General features: G+C 68.0%; 17 protein-coding genes. 11 read left to right on the forward strand and 6 right to left on the reverse strand.

Translation table 11 applies throughout. From position 1 onward, the window contains the following. The first annotated feature begins 62 nt into the window (after nucleotides 1-62). The 3 genes from D4740_RS08805 (at nucleotide 63) to D4740_RS08815 (ending at nucleotide 3,988) form a co-directional block, all read left to right on the forward strand. Nucleotides 63-521, forward strand: a complete 459-nt coding sequence (locus D4740_RS08805) for a hypothetical protein (protein ID WP_119836564.1) — start codon at nucleotides 63-65, stop codon at nucleotides 519-521. Between the two features lie 89 nt (nucleotides 522-610). Continuing rightward, nucleotides 611-2,665: a phosphate acetyltransferase gene (gene pta / locus D4740_RS08810; RefSeq protein WP_119836565.1), complete on the forward strand. Its 2,055-nt coding sequence runs from the start codon at nucleotides 611-613 to the stop codon at nucleotides 2,663-2,665. Nucleotides 2,666-2,803: 138 nt separating this feature from the next. Further along, a complete protein-coding gene (locus tag D4740_RS08815; protein WP_119836566.1) occupies nucleotides 2,804-3,988 on the forward strand; it encodes an acetate/propionate family kinase in 1,185 nt (394 codons plus the stop codon). Between the two features lie 118 nt (nucleotides 3,989-4,106). On the opposite strand, the gene D4740_RS08820 is transcribed toward D4740_RS08815, so the two are convergent. Next, complete coding sequence (locus tag D4740_RS08820; protein ID WP_119836684.1) at nucleotides 4,107-4,697, reverse strand: ribonuclease H; 591 nt, start codon at nucleotides 4,695-4,697, stop codon at nucleotides 4,107-4,109. 154 nt (nucleotides 4,698-4,851) lie between these two features. On the opposite strand from D4740_RS08820, the gene D4740_RS08825 reads away from it, so the two are divergent. The 4 genes from D4740_RS08825 to D4740_RS08840 all read left to right on the forward strand — a co-directional run bounded on the left by D4740_RS08825 (nucleotide 4,852) and on the right by D4740_RS08840 (nucleotide 8,764). Beyond that, on the forward strand, nucleotides 4,852-6,576 hold the full coding sequence (locus D4740_RS08825; RefSeq protein WP_119836567.1) for a sodium:solute symporter family protein: 1,725 nt from the start codon (nucleotides 4,852-4,854) through the stop codon (nucleotides 6,574-6,576). A gap of 132 nt (nucleotides 6,577-6,708) precedes the next feature. Continuing rightward, nucleotides 6,709-6,954 (forward strand): hypothetical protein, encoded by a 246-nt coding sequence (locus D4740_RS08830; protein WP_119836568.1) that lies wholly within the window; start codon nucleotides 6,709-6,711, stop codon nucleotides 6,952-6,954. 251 nt (nucleotides 6,955-7,205) lie between these two features. Continuing rightward, the gene (locus D4740_RS08835) at nucleotides 7,206-7,472 is read left to right on the forward strand and encodes an HPr family phosphocarrier protein (protein WP_119836569.1); all 267 of its coding nucleotides are present in this window, start codon (nucleotides 7,206-7,208) and stop codon (nucleotides 7,470-7,472) included. 155 nt (nucleotides 7,473-7,627) lie between these two features. After that, nucleotides 7,628-8,764, forward strand: coding sequence for a glycerate kinase (locus D4740_RS08840; protein WP_119836570.1), 1,137 nt, complete (start codon nucleotides 7,628-7,630; stop codon nucleotides 8,762-8,764). Here the strand turns inward: D4740_RS08840 and D4740_RS08845 are convergent. Next, on the reverse strand, nucleotides 8,749-9,873 hold the full coding sequence (locus tag D4740_RS08845; protein WP_119836571.1) for a GuaB3 family IMP dehydrogenase-related protein: 1,125 nt from the start codon (nucleotides 9,871-9,873) through the stop codon (nucleotides 8,749-8,751). The genes D4740_RS08840 and D4740_RS08845 overlap by 16 nt on opposite strands. An 80-nt stretch (nucleotides 9,874-9,953) precedes the next feature. Here D4740_RS08845 and D4740_RS08850 point away from each other — a divergent pair, with 80 nt between their 5' ends. Continuing rightward, a complete protein-coding gene (locus D4740_RS08850) occupies nucleotides 9,954-11,348 on the forward strand; it encodes an AAA family ATPase (RefSeq protein WP_119836572.1) in 1,395 nt (464 codons plus the stop codon). A gap of 149 nt (nucleotides 11,349-11,497) precedes the next feature. Beyond that, nucleotides 11,498-11,827: a hypothetical protein gene (locus tag D4740_RS08855; protein ID WP_147392887.1), complete on the forward strand. Its 330-nt coding sequence runs from the start codon at nucleotides 11,498-11,500 to the stop codon at nucleotides 11,825-11,827. 77 nt (nucleotides 11,828-11,904) lie between these two features. Here D4740_RS08855 and secA read toward each other — a convergent pair whose 3' ends face one another. Continuing rightward, nucleotides 11,905-14,820, reverse strand: a complete 2,916-nt coding sequence (gene secA, locus D4740_RS08860; protein ID WP_119836685.1) for a preprotein translocase subunit SecA — start codon at nucleotides 14,818-14,820, stop codon at nucleotides 11,905-11,907. Between the two features lie 578 nt (nucleotides 14,821-15,398). Between secA and D4740_RS08865 the strand changes: the two genes are divergently transcribed. Together D4740_RS08865 and hpf are read left to right on the forward strand one after the other, a co-directional pair. Continuing rightward, nucleotides 15,399-16,091, forward strand: a complete 693-nt coding sequence (locus D4740_RS08865; protein ID WP_119836574.1) for a ComF family protein — start codon at nucleotides 15,399-15,401, stop codon at nucleotides 16,089-16,091. Nucleotides 16,092-16,274: 183 nt separating this feature from the next. Continuing rightward, nucleotides 16,275-16,919, forward strand: a complete 645-nt coding sequence (gene hpf / locus D4740_RS08870; RefSeq protein ID WP_119836575.1) for a ribosome hibernation-promoting factor, HPF/YfiA family — start codon at nucleotides 16,275-16,277, stop codon at nucleotides 16,917-16,919. Between the two features lie 153 nt (nucleotides 16,920-17,072). On the opposite strand, the gene D4740_RS08875 is transcribed toward hpf, so the two are convergent. From D4740_RS08875 to mtrA, 3 genes are read right to left on the reverse strand one after another with little or no spacing between them, the layout of a single operon-like run. Next, on the reverse strand, nucleotides 17,073-18,779 hold the full coding sequence (locus D4740_RS08875) for a GerMN domain-containing protein (protein ID WP_119836576.1): 1,707 nt from the start codon (nucleotides 18,777-18,779) through the stop codon (nucleotides 17,073-17,075). Beyond that, complete coding sequence (mtrB, locus tag D4740_RS08880) at nucleotides 18,779-20,653, reverse strand: MtrAB system histidine kinase MtrB (protein WP_119836577.1); 1,875 nt, start codon at nucleotides 20,651-20,653, stop codon at nucleotides 18,779-18,781. Before mtrB ends, D4740_RS08875 begins: the two co-directional genes overlap by 1 nt. A 53-nt stretch (nucleotides 20,654-20,706) precedes the next feature. After that, a complete protein-coding gene (gene mtrA / locus D4740_RS08885; protein ID WP_119836578.1) occupies nucleotides 20,707-21,387 on the reverse strand; it encodes an MtrAB system response regulator MtrA in 681 nt (226 codons plus the stop codon). Nucleotides 21,388-21,645 lie beyond the last annotated feature (258 nt).

Genomic DNA, 21,645 nt, shown 5'->3' on the forward strand with positions numbered 1-21,645 from the left:
AACCGACGGATCTCCGCTCGGCCGCCCTGACCACCACCTGACCACTAAGGAGAGCCAGGCTCGTGACCATCGCGCAACGGCTGGAGCGCTTGTTCGCACAGACCGCAGGTCCTCACGGTCGTCCTGTCACGCTTCAGGAGGTCGTGCACAGGATGGACCGGCGGGGGATCTCCACGATGTCCGTCAGCTACCTCCAGCAGCTGCGCACAGGCCAGGCGCGCAACCCTCGCCTGCAGCACCTGCGTGCTCTGGCTGACGCCTTTGACGTACCCGTGTCCTACTTCCTCAGCGAGGGCGACACGGAGCCCTCCTCCGCCACCGAGCTGACTCCTGCGGAGCGCACGATCGCGCTGCGCGTCCACGGCCTGAGCGACTCCGCGCTGGCAAGCATCGGCGCGATCGTCGAGCTCGCCCGCAAGAGCGAGCGGCTCGACGACCCACCGGAGGCAGGCAGGCACGGCAGCAGCCGGGACCGTGCAGGCAGGTCACCCACAAGCACCCCGGATCCCGGGACACGCTAGGACGCTGAAGGTACTGGTCGGAGCACTCGATGGACACTGGTGCAGCCGGAACGGCCCGGCCCCGCACAACGAGACACGAAGGACTCAACGTGGCGCGCAGCATCTACATCGCCTCACCTAACGCCGGGACCGGGAAGTCCACAGTGGCGCTCGGCCTGGTCGCCTCCCTGACCAAGGTCGTCGCCAGGGTCGGGGTCTTCCGCCCCTTCGTCGAGAGCAGAGACAGTGACGCCTTCCTCGACCTGCTCCTGGCCCGCGCCGGCTCGACCGTACCTGCCGCCCAGTGCGTGGGCACCACGTGGGAGGAGTTCCACGCCGCCCCTGAGGAGTCCCTGTCCCAGATCGTGGCCGCCTACCGCGGCATCGCCCGCAGCCACGACGTCGTCATCATCGACGGCTCCGACTTCACCGACCTGGCAGGTAATCCCGAGCTGTCCCTCAACGCCCGCGTGGCTGCCAACCTCGGGGTGCCCGTCCTGCTGGTGGTCTCCGGCCACAACGGCCCCGAGGATGTCATGGGCAACGTGGAGGTCTCCGTTGCCGAGATCGCCGACAACCACGCCCGCACTGTGGCCGTCGTGGCCAACAAGTGCCGCCCGGACACGCGTCAGGCCGTGGCCACCGCCCTCAGGGAGCACTCCGGGCTGGTCTCCACCACCCTCCCGGAGGTACCGCTGCTGGCGGCCCCCTCGGTCCGGGAGGTCATGGAGGCGGTGGACGGCACCCTCATCTCCGGGGACGCGACGCTGCTGGCCCGTGAGGCCGAGTCCTTCCTTGTGTGCGCCATGGACGTCTCCCACGTCCTAGAGCGTCTGCGCGAGGGGCAACTGGCCATCGTACCCGCAGACCGCTCGGCGCTGGTCATCTCCCTGCTGGCCGCCCAGGCCTCCTCCAGCTTTCCCAAGCTCTCCGGTCTGGTCTTCAACGGGGGTTTCGACGTCAACCCCCACGCTCTGCGTCTCCTGGAGGGTCTGGGCCTGCCTATCCCGGTCATGACCTCCCCGCTGGACACCTTTGCCGCCGCCTCGGTCACCAGTTCCCTGACCGGCCTGCTGGCCCACGGCTCAGACCGCAAGCTGGACGTGGCCGTGACCATCTTTGAGCAGGAGGCTGACGTCGAGGCTCTCATGTCCGCCCTGGAGGTGGAGCCCTCCAATGTCGTCACCCCCGTCATGTTCCAAGCCGAGCTGGTGGAACGCAGCCGGGCCGACCGCAGGATGATCGTCCTGCCCGAGCCCGACGACGACCGGGTGCTGCGCGCCGCGGACGCGATCCTGCGTCGTGGCATCGCTGACCTGACCCTCCTGGGCGAGGAGACCACGGTCCGCTCCCGTGCCGCCGAACTGGGCCTGGACATCACGGCGGCACGCGTGGTCTCCACCAGTGATCCTGAGCGGCTCGACACCTACGCCAGGGAGTTCGCCCGCCTGCGCGCCAAGAAGGGGGTCACCCTGGAGCAGGCTCACGAGAAGATCCAGGACGTGTCCTACTTCGGGACGATGATGGTCCACCTGGGCGACGCCGACGGCATGGTCTCCGGAGCGGCCCACACCACCGCCCACACCATCGTCCCCTCCTTCCAGATCATCAAGACCATGCCCGGGACCTCCATCGTCTCCTCGGTCTTCCTCATGCTGCTTCAGGACCGGGTCCTCGTCTACGGCGACTGTGCGGTCAACCCGGACCCCACCGCCGAGCAGCTGGCTGACATCGCCGTCTCCTCCGCCGCCACGGCACGCCGCTTCGGGGTAGACCCTCGGGTCGCGATGCTGTCCTTCTCCACCGGCACCTCCGGACAGGGAGCGGACGTAGACAAGGTGCGCGAGGCCACCGAGCTGGTCCGGTCCAAGGCCCCCGACCTTGCCGTGGACGGCCCCATCCAGTACGACGCCGCTATCGACCCTACTGTCGCCGCCAAGAAGGCACCGGACTCCCAGGTGGCAGGCCACGCCAACGTCTTCATCTTCCCCGACCTCTCCAGCGGCAACATCGGCTACAAAGCCGTGCAGCGCTCCAGCGGCGCCATCGCCATCGGCCCCGTCCTCCAGGGCCTCAACAAGCCGGTCAACGACCTGTCGCGCGGCGCCCTGGTGGAGGACATCATCAATACTGTGGCCATCACCGCTGTCCAGGCCCAGGGCTAGCGTCCAGAGGGCGGGGCGGAGCAGTCCAGTGACAGTCCAGGACAGTCCGGTCTCCGCCGACCAGTCGCTGCGACGCTGCCCCGTCACGACAGCCACCGAGACCTGCCCCTGCCCGCCACGCACACCGAAAGGCTCCTCGTGACCCAGCGGACCGTCCTCGTCATCAACTCCGGCTCCTCCTCTATCAAGTACCAGCTGGTGGACCCCGACTCGGGCAGCTCCCTGGCCTCCGGTCTGGTGGAGCGCATCGGGGAGGAGGCTGGCGCCATCGTCCACAGGGTGGCTGGCCAGCGCACCGAGCTCGACCAGCCTGTTCCCGACCACGGCACCGGCCTGGCCGAGGTCCTGCACCTCTTCGAGGACAAGGGTCCCAGCCTGGCTGAGGCGCACGTCGTCGCCGTGGGCCACCGGGTGGTCCAAGGGGGGCGCCACTTCAGCGGCCCGACCCTCATCGACGACGAGGTCGTCGCCCTCATTGAGGAGCTGGTGCCGCTGGGGCCTCTGCACAACCCCGCCCACCTCAAGGGTATTGAGGTCGCTCGCAGGCTGCTGGCGGACGTCCCCCACGTGGCGGTCTTCGACACCGCGTTCTTCCAGGACCTGCCTGAGGAGGCCGCCCGCTACGCCCTGGACCGGGAGGTCGCCGACCGCTACTCGATCCGCCGCTACGGCGCCCACGGCACCAGCCACCAGTACGTCTCCGAGCAGGTCTCCCGGCTCCTGGGACGCGAGGACCTGCGCCAGGTGGTTCTGCACCTGGGCAACGGGGCCTCGGCCTCGGCGGTGGTGGCAGGTCGCGCCGTGGAGACCTCCATGGGGCTGACCCCCCTGGAGGGCCTGGTCATGGGTGGGCGCACAGGCGACATCGACCCTGCAGCCGTGTTCCACCTGGCCCGAGTGGCCGGTATGACGGTCGAGGAGATCGACAACCTGTTCAACCGCGGCTCCGGTATGAAGGGGTTGACCGGAGACAACGACATGCGTGAGGTGTGGAGGCGTGTGGGCGACGGGGAGCGCGAGGCCCGTGACGCCATGGACATCTACCTCCACCGGCTGACCAAGTACGTAGGAGCCTACACCGCCGTCATGGGCGGCCTGGACGCCCTGACCTTCACCGCCGGGATCGGGGAGAACGACGCCCGCCTGCGCCGCGAGCTGTGCGAGCGCCTGGGCTTCCTGGGCATCAGGCTTGAGGACGCCCTCAACGAGGCCCCTTCCCCACAGGCCCGCGTCGTCTCCGCACCGCAGTCGCCCGTGACAGTGCTGGTAGTTCCCACCAACGAGGAGCTGGCCATCGCCCGCCAGGCCCTGACCCTCCTCTGAGCCCTGGCTCGCCCCGCACGACCAGAACGCGGCCCCTGCGCCTGGCCCCGACCACCCGACACACCCCCCGGGGAAGGAGCGCAGCCCGGGACAGGGCGCACAGGGGCAGGCAGGACGCTCAGAACAGTGTCGCAGCCTCCTGGGAGGATCCACCTGGCCCTGCGGACAGGTCACCGTGGACGTCCACGCCGCCACCGGTGGAGGCCTCCTTCTCAGCAGCATGGACGACCTCACTACCGCGCGTCCAGCCAGGACCCGTGGGCACCACCACGCCCTGCTGGTAGGCGGTGGCTGCGGCCCGCGCCCTCGTGTCCGCCGCCTCGTTCATCGTGTGGCCCACGTGCCCACGCACCCACTCAAAACGTACGGAGCGTCCTGCCAGGGCCTGGTCCAGCTCACGCATGAGGTCCGCGTTGAGGACCGGCTTTCCGTCCGCCTTGCGCCACCCCCGCTTCTTCCAGCCGTGCCGCCATTTCGTCACCGAGTTGATGACGTACTGGGAGTCACACAGGACCAGGAGGTCCTCGCCCGCCAGACCCGCCTCCCGCGTCGCATGCAGGAGCTCTAGGACGGCAGTCAGCTCCCCACGGTTGTTGGTCGCGGTCTGCCAGCCGCCCGCCGCCCAGCAGTCCTCGTCCACGTACCACGCCCAGCCTGCCGGACCGGGGTTACCCAGGGCGGAGCCGTCCGCCGCAGCAGTGATCATCATACGGGCCACCCTACCGGCACCCCGGTCCCTGCCCGCCTGCACCAGGCTATCGCGACGCGGCACCAAGCGGGCACCTGTCCGGGCGTGGAGCGCTACCCTGTGCGGTGAGCACCTGCTCGTTCCTTGACCCTACCCCCTTACCCGAGGTACACCGATGTCCTCCGCTCCACCCCTCGCAGCAGTTCCCGCAACGCTGCCCGCCTCCACCACACTTATCGACGCAGCCTGGTATGACTACGTCCCTATTGTCATCTACTTTGCCTTCGTCATCGGTGTGGGCCTCATGGTCCGCGCCCAGGCCTCCACGGCAGACGGCTTCCTGACCTCGGGCCGGTCCCTGCCCGCCTGGGTCACCGGGATCGCCTTCGTGTCAGCCAACCTCGGCGCGGTGGAGATCATGGGGATGTCTGCCAACGGCGCCCAGTACGGAATGCCGACCTTCCACTACTTCTGGATCGGCGCCATCCCGGCTATGATCTTCCTGGGCCTGGTGATGATGCCCTTCTACTACGGGTCCAAGGTCCGCTCGGTCCCGGAGTTCATGCTCAAGCGCTTCGGTGTCGAGGCACACCTGGTCAACTCGCTGAGCTTCGCCCTGGCCCAGCTGCTCATTGCCGGGATCAACCTCTACCTGCTGGGCAACATCGTCAACTGGCTGCTGGGCTGGCCCCTGTGGTCGGCCCTGGTCATCGCCGCAGTCATCGTCTACGCCTACATCACGATGGGTGGCCTGTCAGCCGCGATCTACAACGAGGTGCTCCAGTTCTTTGTCATCGTCGCGGCCCTGCTTCCGCTGACCGTCATCGGCCTGCGCCGTGTCGGCGGCTGGCAGGGACTGACTGAGCGGATCACCGCCGACGCCACGGCAGCAGGAACCGACCCCGCCCTGCAGCTGCACTCCTGGCCTGGAAACGCCATCTCAGGCTTTGACTCCGACATCCTGTCCGTGGTCGGGCTGGTCTTCGGACTCGGTTTCGTCCTGTCCTTCGGCTACTGGACGACAAACTTCGTGGAGGTCCAGCGCGCCATGGCCTCCGACTCGATCTCGGCGGCCCAGTCCACCCCGATCATCGGGACCTTCGTGAAGATGCTCATCCCCTTCCTGGTGATTGTGCCAGGGATGGTCGCCGGCGTCCTGGTCTCCGAGGTCCGCGACCTCAAGGCAGGAGCCAGTCAGGCCTACGACTACAACGACTCGATCCTGTACCTCATGCGTGACGTCCTGCCCAACGGGCTGCTCGGTCTGGCGATCACCGGCCTGCTCGCATCCTTCATGGCGGGGATGGCCGCCAACATCTCGGCCTTCAATACCGTGTGGGGTGTCGACCTCTACCAGCGCTACATCAAGAAGGACGGGGACGACGCCCACTACCTGGCAATGGGCAGGCGCTCGACGCTGGCTGCCGCTGTCATCGCAATCTTCACCGCGCTCATCGCGTCGAACTACTCCAACCTCATGGACTACCTCCAGACGTTGTTCTCCATGTTCAACGCCCCTCTCTTCGCCACCTTCATCATTGGTATGTTCTGGAAGCGCGCCACACCTGCAGCAGGCTGGAGCGGGCTCGTAGCCGGGACGCTGGCGGCCCTGGCCGTCAACGTCATGCTGTGGACCGACGTCCTGTCCATGCCGGGCCAGGGCGGGGCCTTCCTGGCGGCAGGTATCGCCTTCGTCGTCGATGTTGCCGTCACGGTCGGGGTCTCCCTGGTGACTCAGCCCAAGCCCGACGCTGAGCTCAAGGGCTTCGTCTACGCGCTGACGCCACGCAGCGAACGCACCGACCCCCACCTGCACGAGCTGCCGTGGTACCGCAGGCCGCTCCCGCTGGGCGTTCTGGCCGGCGCCATGGTCATCCTGCTCAACAGCGTGTTCCACTGACACCCGCCGTTGCTGTGCGACTACTGCACGACCCGCAGGCGGGCTGGGGCCTCAGCCCCGCACGCGCCGCGCCGGTCCTGCTGAGCCCGCTCCTCCTACTCAACCTCCCGACACCGACATCGGAGTAACCTTATGAACAAGCGCTCATTGTCAGATATCCGCGCAGTCGTCGCCGCGGCCCTGGGCCTCATCAGCATCTTCCTGCTGCTGTGCGCCGGGCTTGCCCACGACCCCGCCGACCTCGCCCGCAGCGGAGGCGTCAACGCGAACCTGTGGTCGGGCCTGGCGCTACTGGCTATTGCCGCAGGAATGGGTCTGTGGTGGTTTCTCAGGCCGGTCCAGGCGCCGTCGCCCCGGGACCAGGGCACAAAGAGCTAGAAAGCCCAGGACCGGACAGCAGGCCCGGCTCCCCGGCCTAGACCCTCGGCACGCGTTCTTAGCCCTGGTGGCCGGGTATACGTCGCAGCGGCTCACCACAACAGCCTAAACGCGTGCGCGTCACCGCCACTGTCCGGTAGGGTCAGGGCTTGCGGCAGTCATCGTGCTGCAAGCTCGTTGCATAGCGCGGCGCAAAGGTGAGCCTCTGGCGCACCTGCCGTACAGACACCGTCATCTCAAAGGAGATCCACATGGCCCAGGTCACCGCCACTATCGCTTCCAAGGTCGGTCTTCACGCCCGTCCCGCCGCCACCTTCGTCAAGGCTGTCGCCGAGAAGGGCGTTCCTGTCTCTATCGCCAAGGAGGGCGGGGCCGCCGTAGACGCCTCCTCTATTCTCGGTGTCATGACCCTGGGTGCCGGCTTCGGGGATGTCGTCACCCTCTCCTCCGACGCCGACGGCGCGCAGGCCGCGCTCGACGAGCTCAAGGCTCTTCTGGAGACCGACCTCGACGCCTGAGACCTGAACAGGCGACACGACGTCACTGTCACTACCTGACGGGGGTGCCCTCCTAGCCCGGGGGACACCCCCGTCGTGCGTCTCGCCCGCCTGTGGCGGAGCGTGCCCGGCCACCGGGGCGCCCCCCGACCAGGGCCAGTATGAGATCCTGGGGCATGGTCACCTACGTCCTTGCCCCCGACTCCTTCAAGGAGTCCATGACCGCGCTCCAGGCCGCCGAGGCGATGGCGGAGGGAGTGCGTCAGGCTGACCCGCAGGCCACCTGTCTCCTGCGTCCCATGGCTGACGGCGGGGAGGGGTTCGCGCGGACGCTGTCCGCTGCCCTGGGAGCGCGCAGGGTGGAGGTGCCCGTGCACGACGCCCTCGGCGCACCCGTGCAGGGCTTTGTCTACCTTGCTGGCACGACGGCCCTGCTCGACGTAGCCACAGCCGTGGGCCTGGAGCAGATTCCCCCGTGCCACCGCGACGTCATGGGCTCCAGCTCCCTCGGTGTAGGCGAGCTGGTCCTGGCGGCCCTGGACCAGGGAGCCCGGGAGGTCATTATCGGCCTGGGTGGCTCGGCCACGAACGACGCCGGGGCGGGCATGCTGGCGGCGCTGGGCGTGCGCTTCCTTGACGAGCAGTCAGCAGCACTGGCCCCTGTACCTGCCGAGCTGGTCAAGGTCGCCGCAGTCGACACCAGCGGACTGGACCCGAGGCTGGCAGATGTGCGGGTCCAGGCTGCCTGCGACGTCACCTCACCTCTGCTCGGCCCCCAGGGCGCCAGCGCGGTGTTCGGCCCCCAGAAAGGAGCCACGGACAGCCAGGTGCTGGTCCTGGACAGCCTGTTGTCCCGGCTGGCGAGCCTGGCCACCACACCTGAGGGTGTCAGCGGGACGGAGGTGGCGCAACGGCCCGGAGCCGGCGCCGCAGGCGGGCTGGGCTGGGCGCTCATGACCTTCCTGTCTGCTCAGACGCGCCCGGGCGTGGACCTGGTCATGGAGGCTAGCGGGCTGGCTGAGGCCGTGGAGGGAGCCGCTGCCGTCCTTACCGGCGAGGGCTCGGTGGACAGCCAGACACTGAGCGGCAAGACAGCAGCGGGTGTGATCAGGGTGGCTGCGGCCGCCGGGGTGCCGGTAGCGGTCTTCGCCGGGCGGGTACAGGCTGACGCGGCTACGCTCCTGGGGCAGGGCGTGCATGACCTGGTACAGATCACCCCGGAGGGCACCGCCATAGAGCGGGCGCTCGCCGAGGGGTCGCAGAACCTGCGCTCAGCCGTGGCCCGGTGGGTCGCCGCTCAGGAGGCCTCGTAAGGAGCCAGGACCACCTCGACTCGCTGGAGCTCCTTGACGTCGGAGTAGCCGGTGGTGGCCAGGGTCCGGCGCAGGGCGCCCATGATGTTGAGGGTCCCGTCGGCCCGGTCAGAGGGGCCGTTGAGGATCTCCGCCATGGTGCCCACGGTACCCACGTAGCTGCGGAAACCGCGTGGCAGGCGCTGGTGACGCGCCTCAGCGCCCCAGTGGTAGCCCCCACCCGGGGCCTCCTGGGCACGAGCCAGGGCCGCACCGAGCATGACCGCGTCCGCCCCGCAGGCGATGGCCTTGACGACGTCACCGGAGTCACCCACCGACCCGTCAGCGATGACGTGGACGTAGCGGCCCCCGGACTCGTCCAGGTAGTCACGCCGGGCACCGGCAACGTCGGCCACGGCGGTGGCCATAGGCATGTGCAGACCCAGGACCTGGCGCACCGAGGAGGAGGCTCCGCCACCCTGGCCCACAAGCACCCCAGCGGCACCGGTGCGCATGAGGTGGAGGGCAGCGGTGTAGGTGGTCACCCCGCCCACGACCACGGGGACGTCGAGCTCGTAGATGAAGCGCTTGAGGTTGAGCGGCTCCGCCGCCCCGGAGACGTGCTCCGCCGAGACCACCGAGCCGCGGATGACCAGCAGGTCCACGCCCGCCTCCACCACGGTGCGCCAGTGCCGCTGGGTCTGGGCAGGGCTGAGCCGCCCGGCGACGACGACCCCTGCCTGGCGGACCTGGGTCAGGCGCTCGGTGATAAGGTCAGGGTCCACCGGCGCCTGATAGACCTCCTGGAGCACCCGGGTGGCTTCCTCGGGACCAGCGGCACGGATACGGTCCAGGGCCGGGGCCGGATCCTCGTAGCGGGTCCACAGGCCCTCCAGGTCGAGTACCCCGATCCCGCCGAGCCGCCCTACCAGGATGGCGGTCTCCGGGCTCATGACCGAGTCCATGGGTGAGGCCATGACCGGCAGGTCCACGTGGTAGGCGTCGATCTGCCAGCCCACACGGACCTCAGAGGTGTCACGGGTGCGACGGGCTGGAACCAGCGCGATGTCCTCAAAGGAGTAGGCACGGCGGGCTCGCTTGGAGCGCCCGATCTCGATCTCAGAGCTCATGGGCCGATCCTACGCAGCCGGTGGGTCGGCGGTCACTACCTCGCCCGGTGCGCAGCGGCCCCGCTGGCATACTGTGCGCCATGGAGAAGCAAGGATCCGACGGCGAGGCCACCTCACGGATCTCACAACTGCGTCTGACGGCGTTCAAGAACTTCCGCGAGGTCAACGTGCCCTTGGAGAAGATGACTGTCCTGACTGGACGCAATTCCAGCGGCAAATCTAATATCCTGGATGCGCTCGACGTGCTCCACCGGCTGACCAGCGCAGAGAACCTGACCGACGCTCTGGACGGGAGACGGCGGGAGGGCGGTCCGGTGCGCAGCGGTGCTGTAGGGTGTGCCCCGCACGGCAGCACCCGGTTCTCACTGGGGTGTACCGTCACGGTCACCCACCCACGTGGGAACTACGACTACCGCTACGACGTCGAGTTAGAGACTGCTCCTTTCACCCGTGTCGTCAGCGAGACCCTAGAGGGGCCCCAGCGTGCTGCCAAGAGCGGTCGCTGGAACCAGCAGATCCTCGTGTCCGCCGGTCCCGGAAGCGGTGGCATCGGGCTGGATGCTGCTGTCTCGACAGGCAAACGAGGCCCCAACCGACACATCGTGCTGCGCGACGACCGCTCCGTGCTCAGCCAGCTCCCCGCGGTGCTCCTCGGTACCACCCGTGCAGATCGGGACATCCTTGACGCCCAGCGGGACGTCGCAGCAGCGCTGCGCAGCACCTTTCACTTTGACCCTGCTCCAAGCCTGATGCGGGACTGGGTTCCCCTCCGGGAGACCCAGTTGCGTCGCACCGGTGAGAACCTGGCTCCCGTCCTCAGGCACCTTCAGGACCAAGCCCCTGGTACGTTCTCCCGGCTGGAGGAGCTGGCACGCCAGATTGCCGACTGCCCGATACGCGCTCTGGAGTTCAGCTCAACAGATACGGGAGACATCATGATTGCCGTCCAGGAGGAGCACGGCGACGGTCAACCAGGCGAGCCAACCGCGTTGACGACGGCCCGCTCCATGAGCGACGGCCTACTGCGTTTCCTTGCGATCGCCACGGCCCTGTCCACCCCGGCGAGCGACCTGGATCTTGACTCAGTCACTGCCACCTACACCAGCGATATCTCCGTCCCGAGTGCTGGTGCACTGCTGGCTGTGGAGGAGATCGAGAACGGTCTACACCCCTCCAATGCTGGCAGGCTGCTCCACCTAGTCGAAGAGGCCACACAGCGTGGCCAGGTCAGCGCGCTGGTCACCACGCACTCCCCCGCTCTGCTGGACGCGCTGAGCGGGAAGCAGCTCCGAGACGTCCTGGTCTGCCACCACCAGCAGGTCACCCGACTGGTTGACTTGCCCGGATACGCCCAGGCCATGAGCGCAGGTACGCTGGGGACCGTTGTGACCCGTGGTCTTCTTGATGATGCAGCCAGGCCCGGCCCAGAACCGGACTACTCTGACTTCCTCGCACTTATCGGAGCAGACTGCTGACGGTCTGGTTCATTGACACCTCGGTGCTGGTGCACCTTCTCCAGGTTCCTGGCCTGTCAAGGCGAGATTCCCCGGACCAGGACAAGGCAAGGGAGGATTTCAAAGCGAGGCATGCTGCCGGAGACCAGTTCCTCCTACCCATCACCACCGTGATCGAGACGGGCAACCACATCTGCCAGGTCAAGGACGGCCAGCAGCGCAGGAAAGCGGCCCAGCTCTTCCACGACGTCCTGGACAAGGTCATCACCAGGCAGTCACCGTGGCTTCTCGACGAGGTGCAGTGGGACAACGACTTCCTTCACTCACTTCTCAACGGTGCTGCCACAGGCCAGCCGTGGGTGGAGCACGCCTGCCAGCAGTCGCTGGGAGGAGGCGACCTCAGCATCCTGGTGGAACGCGACCAGTACTGTACCCGTACAGGCCTGCGTGACGTCCGGGTGTGGACGTTGGACCACACACTCGACGCATTCGCGTCATAGCAGTGCCAACACGCGGCAGGGCGACCTGACCGGCCCCTCAGCCGCCCTGCCGCTACCCTCAGTGTCAGCCCTCAGTCTCAGCGCCTGCGCCTCTTTCCGCCGCTCTTCCTGGCTGCCTGGCGACGCTGGGCGCGGTTGGCAGGCACCTGCTGCCCGGCACCAGCCTCCGTGCCCCTGGCCGCGGCAGCCAGCTTCACGCCCCGCGGCCTGGCCGACGCACCTACCGGCCCGGAGGCCGCAGCCGCACCAGAGCGGGAGGACACCTCACCGTCCTCACCGGGACCCGAGTAGCTGATCGCCTGGCTGGAGGCGCTCAGAGGAGCCCGGCCGGTGTCCCCCAGGACCGTGCCCTGCCCGGCGCCTCCCACACGGATACCCGACACGGAGGTCGCGTCGGCACGGCCAGTGACCGCCTGGGCCGCCTCCTGCGTCCCGTCGGCAGCCGCGCGTTCAGCAGCCTTGTCAAACCGAGCCACGTTGGCAAAGACCTGTTCCACGGTCTCCTCGCGGATCCCCTCCATCATCGCCTTGAACATGCGCGCGCCCTCGTTGGCGTACTCCACCAGGGGGTCACGCTGGGCCATGGCCCGCAGCCCGATCCCTTCCTTGAGATAGTCCATCTCGTAGAGGTGCTCACGCCAGCGCTTGTCCACCACCGCCAGGAGGATACGGCGCTCCAGCGCACGCATAGGCTCCTCACCCAGCTGCGCCTGAGCCACGGCGTTGGCAGCCAGCCGGGCCTCCGCCTCCTCGTAGGCCACGGCCACGTCCTCGCTCATCTCCTCGACGAGCCTGTCCGCGCTCAGCGCGTCGGGCCCGCCCAGGGCCTCGACGACCTCCTCCTGGCTCAGTCCCACAGGGTAGAGGTGGCCCAGGTCGTTCCACAACGAGTCGAGGTCCCACTGGTCAGGCCGCCCCTCGGCTGTCCTCGCGGAGACGATGTTGTCCACAGCCTGCTTCCGGAAAGCCTCCAGCTGGGGCTCCAGGTCCTCTCCGTCAAGGACGCGGCGACGCTCGGAGTAGACCTTCTCACGCTGCTCGGTCATGACGTCGTCGTATTTCAGGACGTTCTTGCGGATCTCGTAGTTGCGGGACTCCACCTGCCGCTGGGCGTTGGCGATACCACGGGTGACCATCTTCGACTCCAGGGGCACGTCGTCGGGGTAGGCACCCGAGGCCATGATGCGCTGGGCCAGCCCTGAGGCGAACATACGCATGAGGTCGTCCTCCATGGACAGGTAGAAACGGGACTCCCCGGGGTCTCCCTGGCGCCCGGAGCGGCCTCGCAGCTGGTTGTCGATACGGCGGGACTCATGACGTTCCGTCCCCAGCACGTACAGGCCGCCCAACTCCACGACCTCGTCGTGCTCTGCGGCACAGGCCGCCTTGGCGGAAGCCAGGGCCTGAGGCCAGGCCTTCTCATAGGCCTCGGCGTCCTCCTCGGGGTCCAGGCCCGCCTCCTTCAGGGCGGTCACGGCAATGTGCTCGGCGTTGCCGCCCAGCATGATGTCCGTCCCGCGACCAGCCATGTTGGTAGCCACGGTCACCGCCCCCTTGCGCCCGGCCAGGGCCACAACCGCCGCCTCACGGGCGTGCTGCTTGGCGTTGAGTACCTCGTGAGGGATACCGCGCCTGTCCAGCATCCCGGAGAGCAGCTCGGACTTCTCCACGCTGGTGGTCCCCACCAGGACCGGCTGGCCCGCCTCATGCCGCTCGGCGATGTCGTCCACGACCGCCTCCAGCTTGGAGGCCACGTTGGTGTAGACCAGATCCGGCTGGTCCACACGGATCATGGGCTTGTTGGTAGGGATCGGGACGACGCCCATCTTGTAGGTGCCAGCGAACTCTGCCGCCTCGGTCTCCGCCGTACCGGTCATGCCTGAGCGCGACCCCTCGGGGTAGAGGCGGAAGTAGTTCTGCAGGGTGATGGTGGCCAGGGTCTGGTTCTCCGCCTTGATCTCCACCTGCTCCTTGGCCTCGATGGCCTGGTGCATTCCCTCGTTGTAGCGCCGCCCCGGCAGCACGCGCCCGGTGTGCTCGTCGACGATGAGGACCTCGCCGTCACGCACGATGTAGTCCTTGTCCCGAGCGAAGAGCTCCTTGGCCTTGATGGCGTTGTTGAGGAAGCCGATCAGCGGAGTGTTCTCCGACTCGTAGAGGTTGTCGATCCCCAGGTAGTCCTCGACACGCTCGATACCGGGGGCCAGCACGCCCACAGTGCGCTTCTTCTCGTCGACCTCGTAGTCCTTGTCCACGCGAAGGCGCTGCGCCAGGCGGGCGAACTCCTTGTACCACTTGTTGACGTCGCCGCCGGCGGGACCGGAGATGATGAGCGGCGTACGCGCCTCGTCAATAAGGATCGAGTCCACCTCGTCAACGATGACGAAGGCGTGGCCACGCTGGACGAGGTCCTCAGGCCGCTGGGCCATGTTGTCACGCAGGTAGTCGAAGCCGAACTCGTTGTTGGTACCGTAGGTAATGTCCATGGCGTACTGCCTGCGCCGCTGGGCGGGGGTCTGCCCCACCAGGATGCACCCCGTGGTCAGCCCCAGGAACCGGTGAACGCGGCCCATGAGGTCGGACTGGTACTCAGCCAGGTAGTCGTTGACGGTCACCACGTGCACACCCTTGCCGGTCAGCGCCCGCAGGTAGGAGGGCATGGTAGCCACCAGGGTCTTGCCCTCACCAGTCTTCATCTCAGCGATGTTGCCCAGGTGGAGAGCTGCTCCGCCCATAATCTGGACGTGGTAGGGCCTCATCCCCAGCACGCGGTCCGCCGCCTCCACCACCACGGCGAAGGCCTCAGGCAGCAGGGCGTCCAGGGACTCGCCGTCCTCGTAGCGCCCCCGGAGCTCGTCGGTTGTCTCGCGCAGCTCGGTGTCGCTGAACTCTGCGAAGGCGTCAGCCAGGGACTCGACCTGAGTCGCGATCGTGTTGAGCCTCTTGAGGGTGCGCCCCTCACCGATGCGAAGGATTCGGTCGACGATCGACACGCTGCTTACTCCCTCTCCCGTGGGTTCCGCCATGACCACGCGCCACGGCGAGCCCGCTGACGAGCCTGACCAGGCCTGACGCGGACAGTCCTGCTCCTCCTTACTGTAGTGGACCTGCCAGCGGGCCTGCGGTGCCCCGGGCAGGGAGATTCCTCCCACCGCCTCTCCTCCGTCCTCCCGCGGGTTTCCAGTAAAGGCCGCCGGGTCTCCCGGCCCGGCGGACCGGCCCCGTGTCCCCTGGCACCACGCCGCACCACGCTGCACCACCCCGACAACCACAGGACCGGCCTGCGTCAGCTCCCTCTACCGCCCTGTGGACACACCGACGCCTACCGCCGCGCAGCAGGCGCGAGACGGTGCATCGTAGGTCTGTGTCCGCCACCTCCACTGCCCCCGTCCACCCCGGACGCCCCCACGGCCTCGCGACACCGTGCGCACCGCCACCGCGACGTCGGGCAGCAGCACTTACCCGGCTCACGCAGTGGGCGCGCACGGGCCTGGACCTGGGCCTGCCGGCAACCTGCGCCGGGTGCGGACGGTGGGAGACCAGGCTGTGCCAACGCTGCCACGACCTGCTCATGACTGAGCCCACCCGGGTCGATCAGGCCGACGCCGCAGGTGATCTCGCGGTCATGGCCGCCTGCCGCTACGTCGGCCCTGTCCGCTCGCTGGTCCTGGGGTGGAAGAGCGGTTCACGCGAGGACCTTGACGACCACATGGGGACGGTCGGGTACCGGCTGGGACAGGCCTGGGCCTCCTCCTACTTCTGCGCGTCCCCGGCCGGAGCACCTTCCTCGCCCCTGCTGGTCGTGCCCGCCCCTTCCGGGGCGCGGCGCAGGCTGCGCGGCAGACTCGTGGCCGCGGCGCTCGCCGACCACGTGGCGCTCGGTGTCGCGGCCCGCCTGGCACAGGAGCACCGGCCCCACCAGACAGTCCTCAGCGCTGACGTGCTACGTCGGCGACGGGCACCAGCGTCCCGCCAGGCGGGACTGTCCTCGCGGCAGCGCCGGGCCAACCGCGCCACACCACCCCGTCTTCTCGCAGACGTTCGGGGGCTGCCCGTCCTCCTGGTCGACGACGTCGTCACTACCGGCGCCACGCTGGGCGCGTGCGCCGCAGCACTGCGACAGGCCGGGGCCCACGTCCTTGGTGCCGTCACGCTGGCCGCGGCGCAGCGGCCCGGGCGGCACCCGACCAGGGTTCCGGGAGCCCCGCCAGCCTGTCCGCCGCAGGCGATCAGCTGCCACCCACCCCATCCAAATACGGCATGACCTGCTCAAATAGTGTAGATTTGTGGCACAGAGCACAAGCGCTGGTTGTGCGGACACACCACAGCCAGCGGACCGTCAGGAGGTGATAACACCGTTTCACAGTTCGCCGTCAGCCGACGGTGAGCGCACCCGCCCACAGCCCGCCAGGGCCACAGACCTGAGCCCCAGAAAGAGGTTCTACCTATGGACATCACCGTCGTCGGTCGCAACGCCGAGATCAGCCCTCGGCTCCGTGACTACGTCGAGGACAAGGTCGTCAAGGCCGAGCAGTACGACCCCCGAGTCCAGCGCGTCGAGGTCGAGGTCACCCACGAGCGCAACCCACGTCAGGCCGACACCGCCGAACGCGTCGAGATCACCGTCATCTCCAAGGGCCCGATCATCCGGGCCGAGGCCTCCTCCTCCGACCGGTTCGCCGCCTTCGACATCGCCATGGGCAAGCTCACCGAGCGCCTACGCCGCGCCCGGGACCGCAAGAAGGACCACCGCCGCTACCCGGTTGTCGTGACCCCGCCGGCACCGGAGGCTTCTCGCACCTCGACGGACGAGGTCCCCGACACCGACGACGCCCCCGCGGAGGACTCCCCCTCCGCCCCGACCGAGCACGGTGTGGCCGTCGAGTCCCAGCTGGGGGACTCACCGGTCATCGTGCGCCAGAAGCTGCACGAGGCCCGTGAGATGAGCGTGGACGAGGCGCTCTACCAGATGGAGCTGGTGGGCCACCCCTTCTACCTCTTCGTCGAGTCCTCCAGCAAGCAGCCCTGCGCCGTCTACCACCGACACGGCTGGACCTACGGGGTCATCCGCCTAGACGCCCGCGTCCAGTAGACAGGCTGAGGCACCTGCATGCTGGTGCCGCGACGGCCTGGACGGACTGACGGCCTGGCTGCCCGGTGCAACCGGGAGGCCAGGCCGACGGCCCGGGCAGACTCACCCAGCAGACCCTGCGCGGCACAGACATCCCGTAGCAGGGTACAACGGTCAGGGCAGCGCATAGGCCAGGTCCGTCACCTCCTCCGTGAGCACCCGCCAGGTCGCGCCGCGTCTCTGCCAGGTCTGCCCCCTGGCGTCAGCGAGCAGGACCGTCTCCTCGGACCGGTCAGCGATCACCGACACGACGCCACTGACGCCGACCATCGTCGTCACCGAGCCTCCGACCTGGGCCAGCCGGACCTGGGGGACACCCCCCTCCTCCTCAGCCTCCACCAGGAAGCCGACAGCGGTGGGAGAGCACCAGGCCATTCCCGAGCTTGAGCCTCCCCCGGCGGGGGGAAGCTCAAGAGGGTCACCCAGCCCCACCGGTCTGCCGCTGTCATCGCGCAGCACAGCCGCCAGCACCACTGTTCCATCCGAACGGCGCAGGGCGAGCCGCTCCGACTCCACGGACAGGTCGAAGGCGACCAGTTCCTGCCCGTGGACCCACGAGTCCTCCAGCACCGCACGCTGACCCTCGGCATCAACTGCGGTCAGGTACCCCTCAGCAAGCAGCCAGACCCAACCGTGCCGGTCGGCTACCGGTGCGCCAAGCCCCCCGGCCCCAGCCGAGGGGTCCCCCACGGACAGGATCACGCTGGCGGCGCTGCGATCCCGAGGAAGGCACAGCAGGCTGGAGTCAGACAGCGCGTAGACGTTGCCGTCGGCACCCAGGCTGGGCCACCGGGCGTCATCCACCCCCAGAGCCTGGGCTGTAGCCAGGGTGGAGCGGGTCGTCCCGGTCCCCCTGACCACCGCCCCGCCGGACATGCCGATGACACCGCCTACGTCGGGCACCAGCGCAGGCAGGTCCTGCGCCTGCCCGAGACTGGTGGCGCCTGCCAGCACCTCGACCTCGCTGATCTCGCCGACGGCAGTGAGCGTCTGCTCGACCTGGGCCACCAGGAGCCCCCGGCCCTGTGACGATCCCGGGTCGGACTCTGAGGTCAGGTGGACGGTAGCGACCTGGTCCTCGATGCTGACCCCCTCCTTCGTTAGACCAGCATTGCGAGGCATCAGGGACGTGGTGGCAGAAGCGAGCCAGGGCGAGGGCCCGCCGATGAGGCCCTCCACCAGTGCGCGGGCCAGGCGCGTGCGCGGGAACCAGCGCAGCTCGGGGACAAAACGGCTGCGGTCCCTGGAGAGGAAGCACAGGCTGTGGGCAGCGAAGTGCTGGGTCAGACGGCCGTAGGGCAGGAGGATCCCGTCGGGCAGCTGAACGATGCGCCACTGCCCCGTCGAGTTCTTCGCCAGGGAGTAGGCACCTTCGTAGAGGGCATCCTGCCGCGCCGGAGTCATGACTCCGTTGGAGCCCAGGCGGCCGTAGCTGCCGGCAGTTACCGTCACTGAGCCGTCGCTGGCGACAGTGATCTGGCGCTCGGTGGACCCCGAGTAGATCTCAATGACCTCCAGGGGGCTCCACTGGTCTGCCGCCCCCTGGGACAGGAACTTGCGTGCTGTGTCAAAGTCGTCAGAGAAGCCGGCGACGGCAGCGCGGAGGAAGCCGCGGACGATCTCCTCCGGGGTGGCGTCCTGGGCGGGTCCGGGAGCAGTCTGGATCAGGGCGCTTGAGTCCCGGGCGGCGACGTCGGACTCGTGGACCTCCCCGGAGGTAGGCAGCGCGGTGCACGAGCCCAGCAGGGCTGCTGCGGCAGAGACACCACCAAACTGGAGCAGATGACGTCGCGCAGGCTTCCGGTCCGAGACTGAGGCCATCAGCGTCCAGTCCCCTCAGCGGCCTCGTCGGGGGTCGGCTGCGAGGCCTCTTCCCCGGGAAGGACGACCACCACACGTCCGGTGGCACCGAGGTCGGGGACCGGCGTGTCCTCCCCCGCCAGAGGAATGTCACCCAGGACGACGAGCGGGCGCGTGCGCCTGGTAGCAGGAGCAGGCCCCAGGGGCGACACCAGGGAGGTGGATCCGGCATCGGCGGAGGCGTCTGCCGACCCCGCCCGGGAGACCTGTGGGGCGTCGTCGGGGACCAGGTCCAGGGGGCCGGCACCACTGAGCCTGCCGGGCCCGCCGTCCTCCCCCTGGTGACGAGGCAGCACCAGCAAGAAGGACGAGCCGTCGGCGGGCCACCCCCACGCCGACAGGCGTCCCCCGTGGAGGATCGCGTCCTCCATGGAGATAGACAGGCCCAGCCCAGTCCCGCCCAGGCTGCGCTGCCGCGAGGGGTCGGCCCGGTAGAAGCGGTCAAACACCTTGGCTACGACGTCCGGGCTCATCCCGATTCCGTGGTCACGGACCCGGATAGCGACGGCCTCGTCATCCACCGCCAGAGTCAGGTCCAGGGGCTTACCCTCACCGTGCTCCAGGGCGTTGACCACAAGGTTGCGGATTATGCGCTCCACGCGTGTCACGTCAACCTCGGCCGTGGCAGCCTCCTGGGGCAGGTGGAGCCGCAGCTCGGTACCAGTGGCGTCAAAGTGGAATCTCGTCGTCTCCACGACCGAGTCAATCACCTGGGCCAGGTCTACCTCCTCAAGACGTAGCTTGACATTACCGGAGTCGATACGGGAGATGTCCAGCAGGTCGGTGAGCATCTTCTCAAAGCGGTCCACGGACTGCGACAGCACCTCCACGCTGCGCAGCGCGAAAGGGTCAGAGATCTCCGTGCGGGCGTCCTCGATCTGCTCGGTGGCCAGACGGATCGAGGCCAGGGGCGTGCGCAGCTCGTGGGAGACGTCGGAGACGAAGAGCTGCTGGACCTTGGACAGGGCCTCCAGGCGTTCGATCTGGTCCTCCAGGGAGGCCGCCATGTGGTTGAAGGACCGGGCGAGGGTGGCGATCTCATCCTCTCCCTGGACGTTGAGACGCTCGCTGAGCTCGCCTGAGGCCAGGCGCTCGGCCGCGCGAGCAGTGTGGCGTACCGGGCTGATGACCCAGCGGGTAATGGCCCACACCACCAGGATAAGCATGACCAGGAACCCCAGGCCGCCGATCGTGATGTTCCTTGAGGCCAGCGAGACCACCCTCTGCTCCCCCGCCAGGCTGTAGACCAGGTACAGGTCGTAGTCGCCAGCCAGGGGCAGACTCACCCGTGTCCCCACGATGATCCCCGGGTCCGCGCCCCCCTGGTTGTCGGGAACGGCTACCGACTGCCAGTACTGGGCCCCCACACCGCCCTCCTCCACCGCCGCCTCCATCTGGGGAGACACCAGCGAGGCGAGCCGGGTGTCCGTCTCCAGGTCGTTGATGACCGTGGGCGAGGTCTCAGCCGCACTGCGTCTCATGATGACGCCGACGCCACCGGAGGCGGCAAAGGAGTCGTTGACGTCATTGACCTGCTCCTCCGCCGCCGCCGAGACCTCGTCAGCAGTCACGGCGGTGGCGGAGTCGAACTCGACCTGGGCAGCCAGCGCCCGCTGCCCGGCGTCAGCCAGGATCGTGCTGCGCTGGTCCTCAAACACCTCCGAGCGAATCCTGTCCGTCACGAACGACAGCAGCAGGATGATCAGGAGCAGGCCGATGAGGCTGGCAGCGAAGACCATCCGCAGCTCCAGGCTGCGACGAAGAAAGCCTGGCAGAGGTACGGTACGGGACGTCCGTTCCTGGATGTCGTCAGCCTGGGGACGGGCCGGGTTCATAACAAGGGCGGTTCACGACATAAGGTGCGTCCAGGCGCGGGCTGCGCCAGGGCTCACGCGGTCTCGCCGACCCGGTAGCCCACCCCCCGAACGGTCACCACGATAGAGGGGCGCTCGGGGTCCTTCTCAATCTTGGCCCGCAGACGCTGGACGTGGACATTGACCAGCCGGGTGTCGGCCGGGTGCTGGTAACCCCACACCTGGCTGAGGAGCTCCTCGCGGGTGAAGACCTTCCACGGCGAGCGGGCCAGCGTCACCAGCAGCTCGAACTCCAGGGGTGTTAGGGCGATAGTGGTGCTGCCCCGGTTGACCTGGTGGCCAGCAACGTCAATATCGAGATCCCCGGCACGCACGTGCTCGGCAGCGCCAGGGTTGGTACGACGCAGTCGTGTCGAGACGCGAGCCAGCAGCTCCTTGGACTTGAAGGGCTTGGTGACGTAGTCGTCGGCCCCGGCCTCAAGCCCGGCAACAACGTCCTGAGTATCTGTGCGCGCGGTCAGCATGATGATAGGGACGTCGGACTCGGCCCGGATCAGTCGGCAGATCTCGACACCGTCAAGCCCTGGAAGCATGAGGTCAAGAAGCACCAGGTCGGGGCTGGACTCCCGAAAAGCGTCCATAGCCTTGGCCCCGTCGTGGCAGAGAGTGGGCGTGTAGTTCTCCGACTCCAGCATGATGCCGATCATCTCGGCAAGGGAGGCATCATCGTCAACTACTAGAATGCGCGTGCTCATGGGCATATCTTGGCATGAGGTCGTAGGGTTGCCCGACACCGGCACCCTTGGAGTGGCGTTCACAGTTTCAACTAAGGCATTGACACCTTTCCACAGCTACCTCAAGGTCGTCACACCATCGCCTGGAAAGAGGCTGCGCTCCGCAGTCAACAGATGAGTTCCCCCAGACGCACGCCCACGCCACGGACATAAACGCTGCACCACGAGCTCCAACCAGTGTGCCGACACGAGGACACTGACCCCAGTGCGTCGCTGTCG

Source organism: Actinomyces sp. 2119, assembly GCF_003591215.1.
In the GTDB taxonomy this organism is placed as follows: Bacteria; Actinomycetota; Actinomycetes; order Actinomycetales; family Actinomycetaceae; genus Actinomyces; species Actinomyces lilanjuaniae.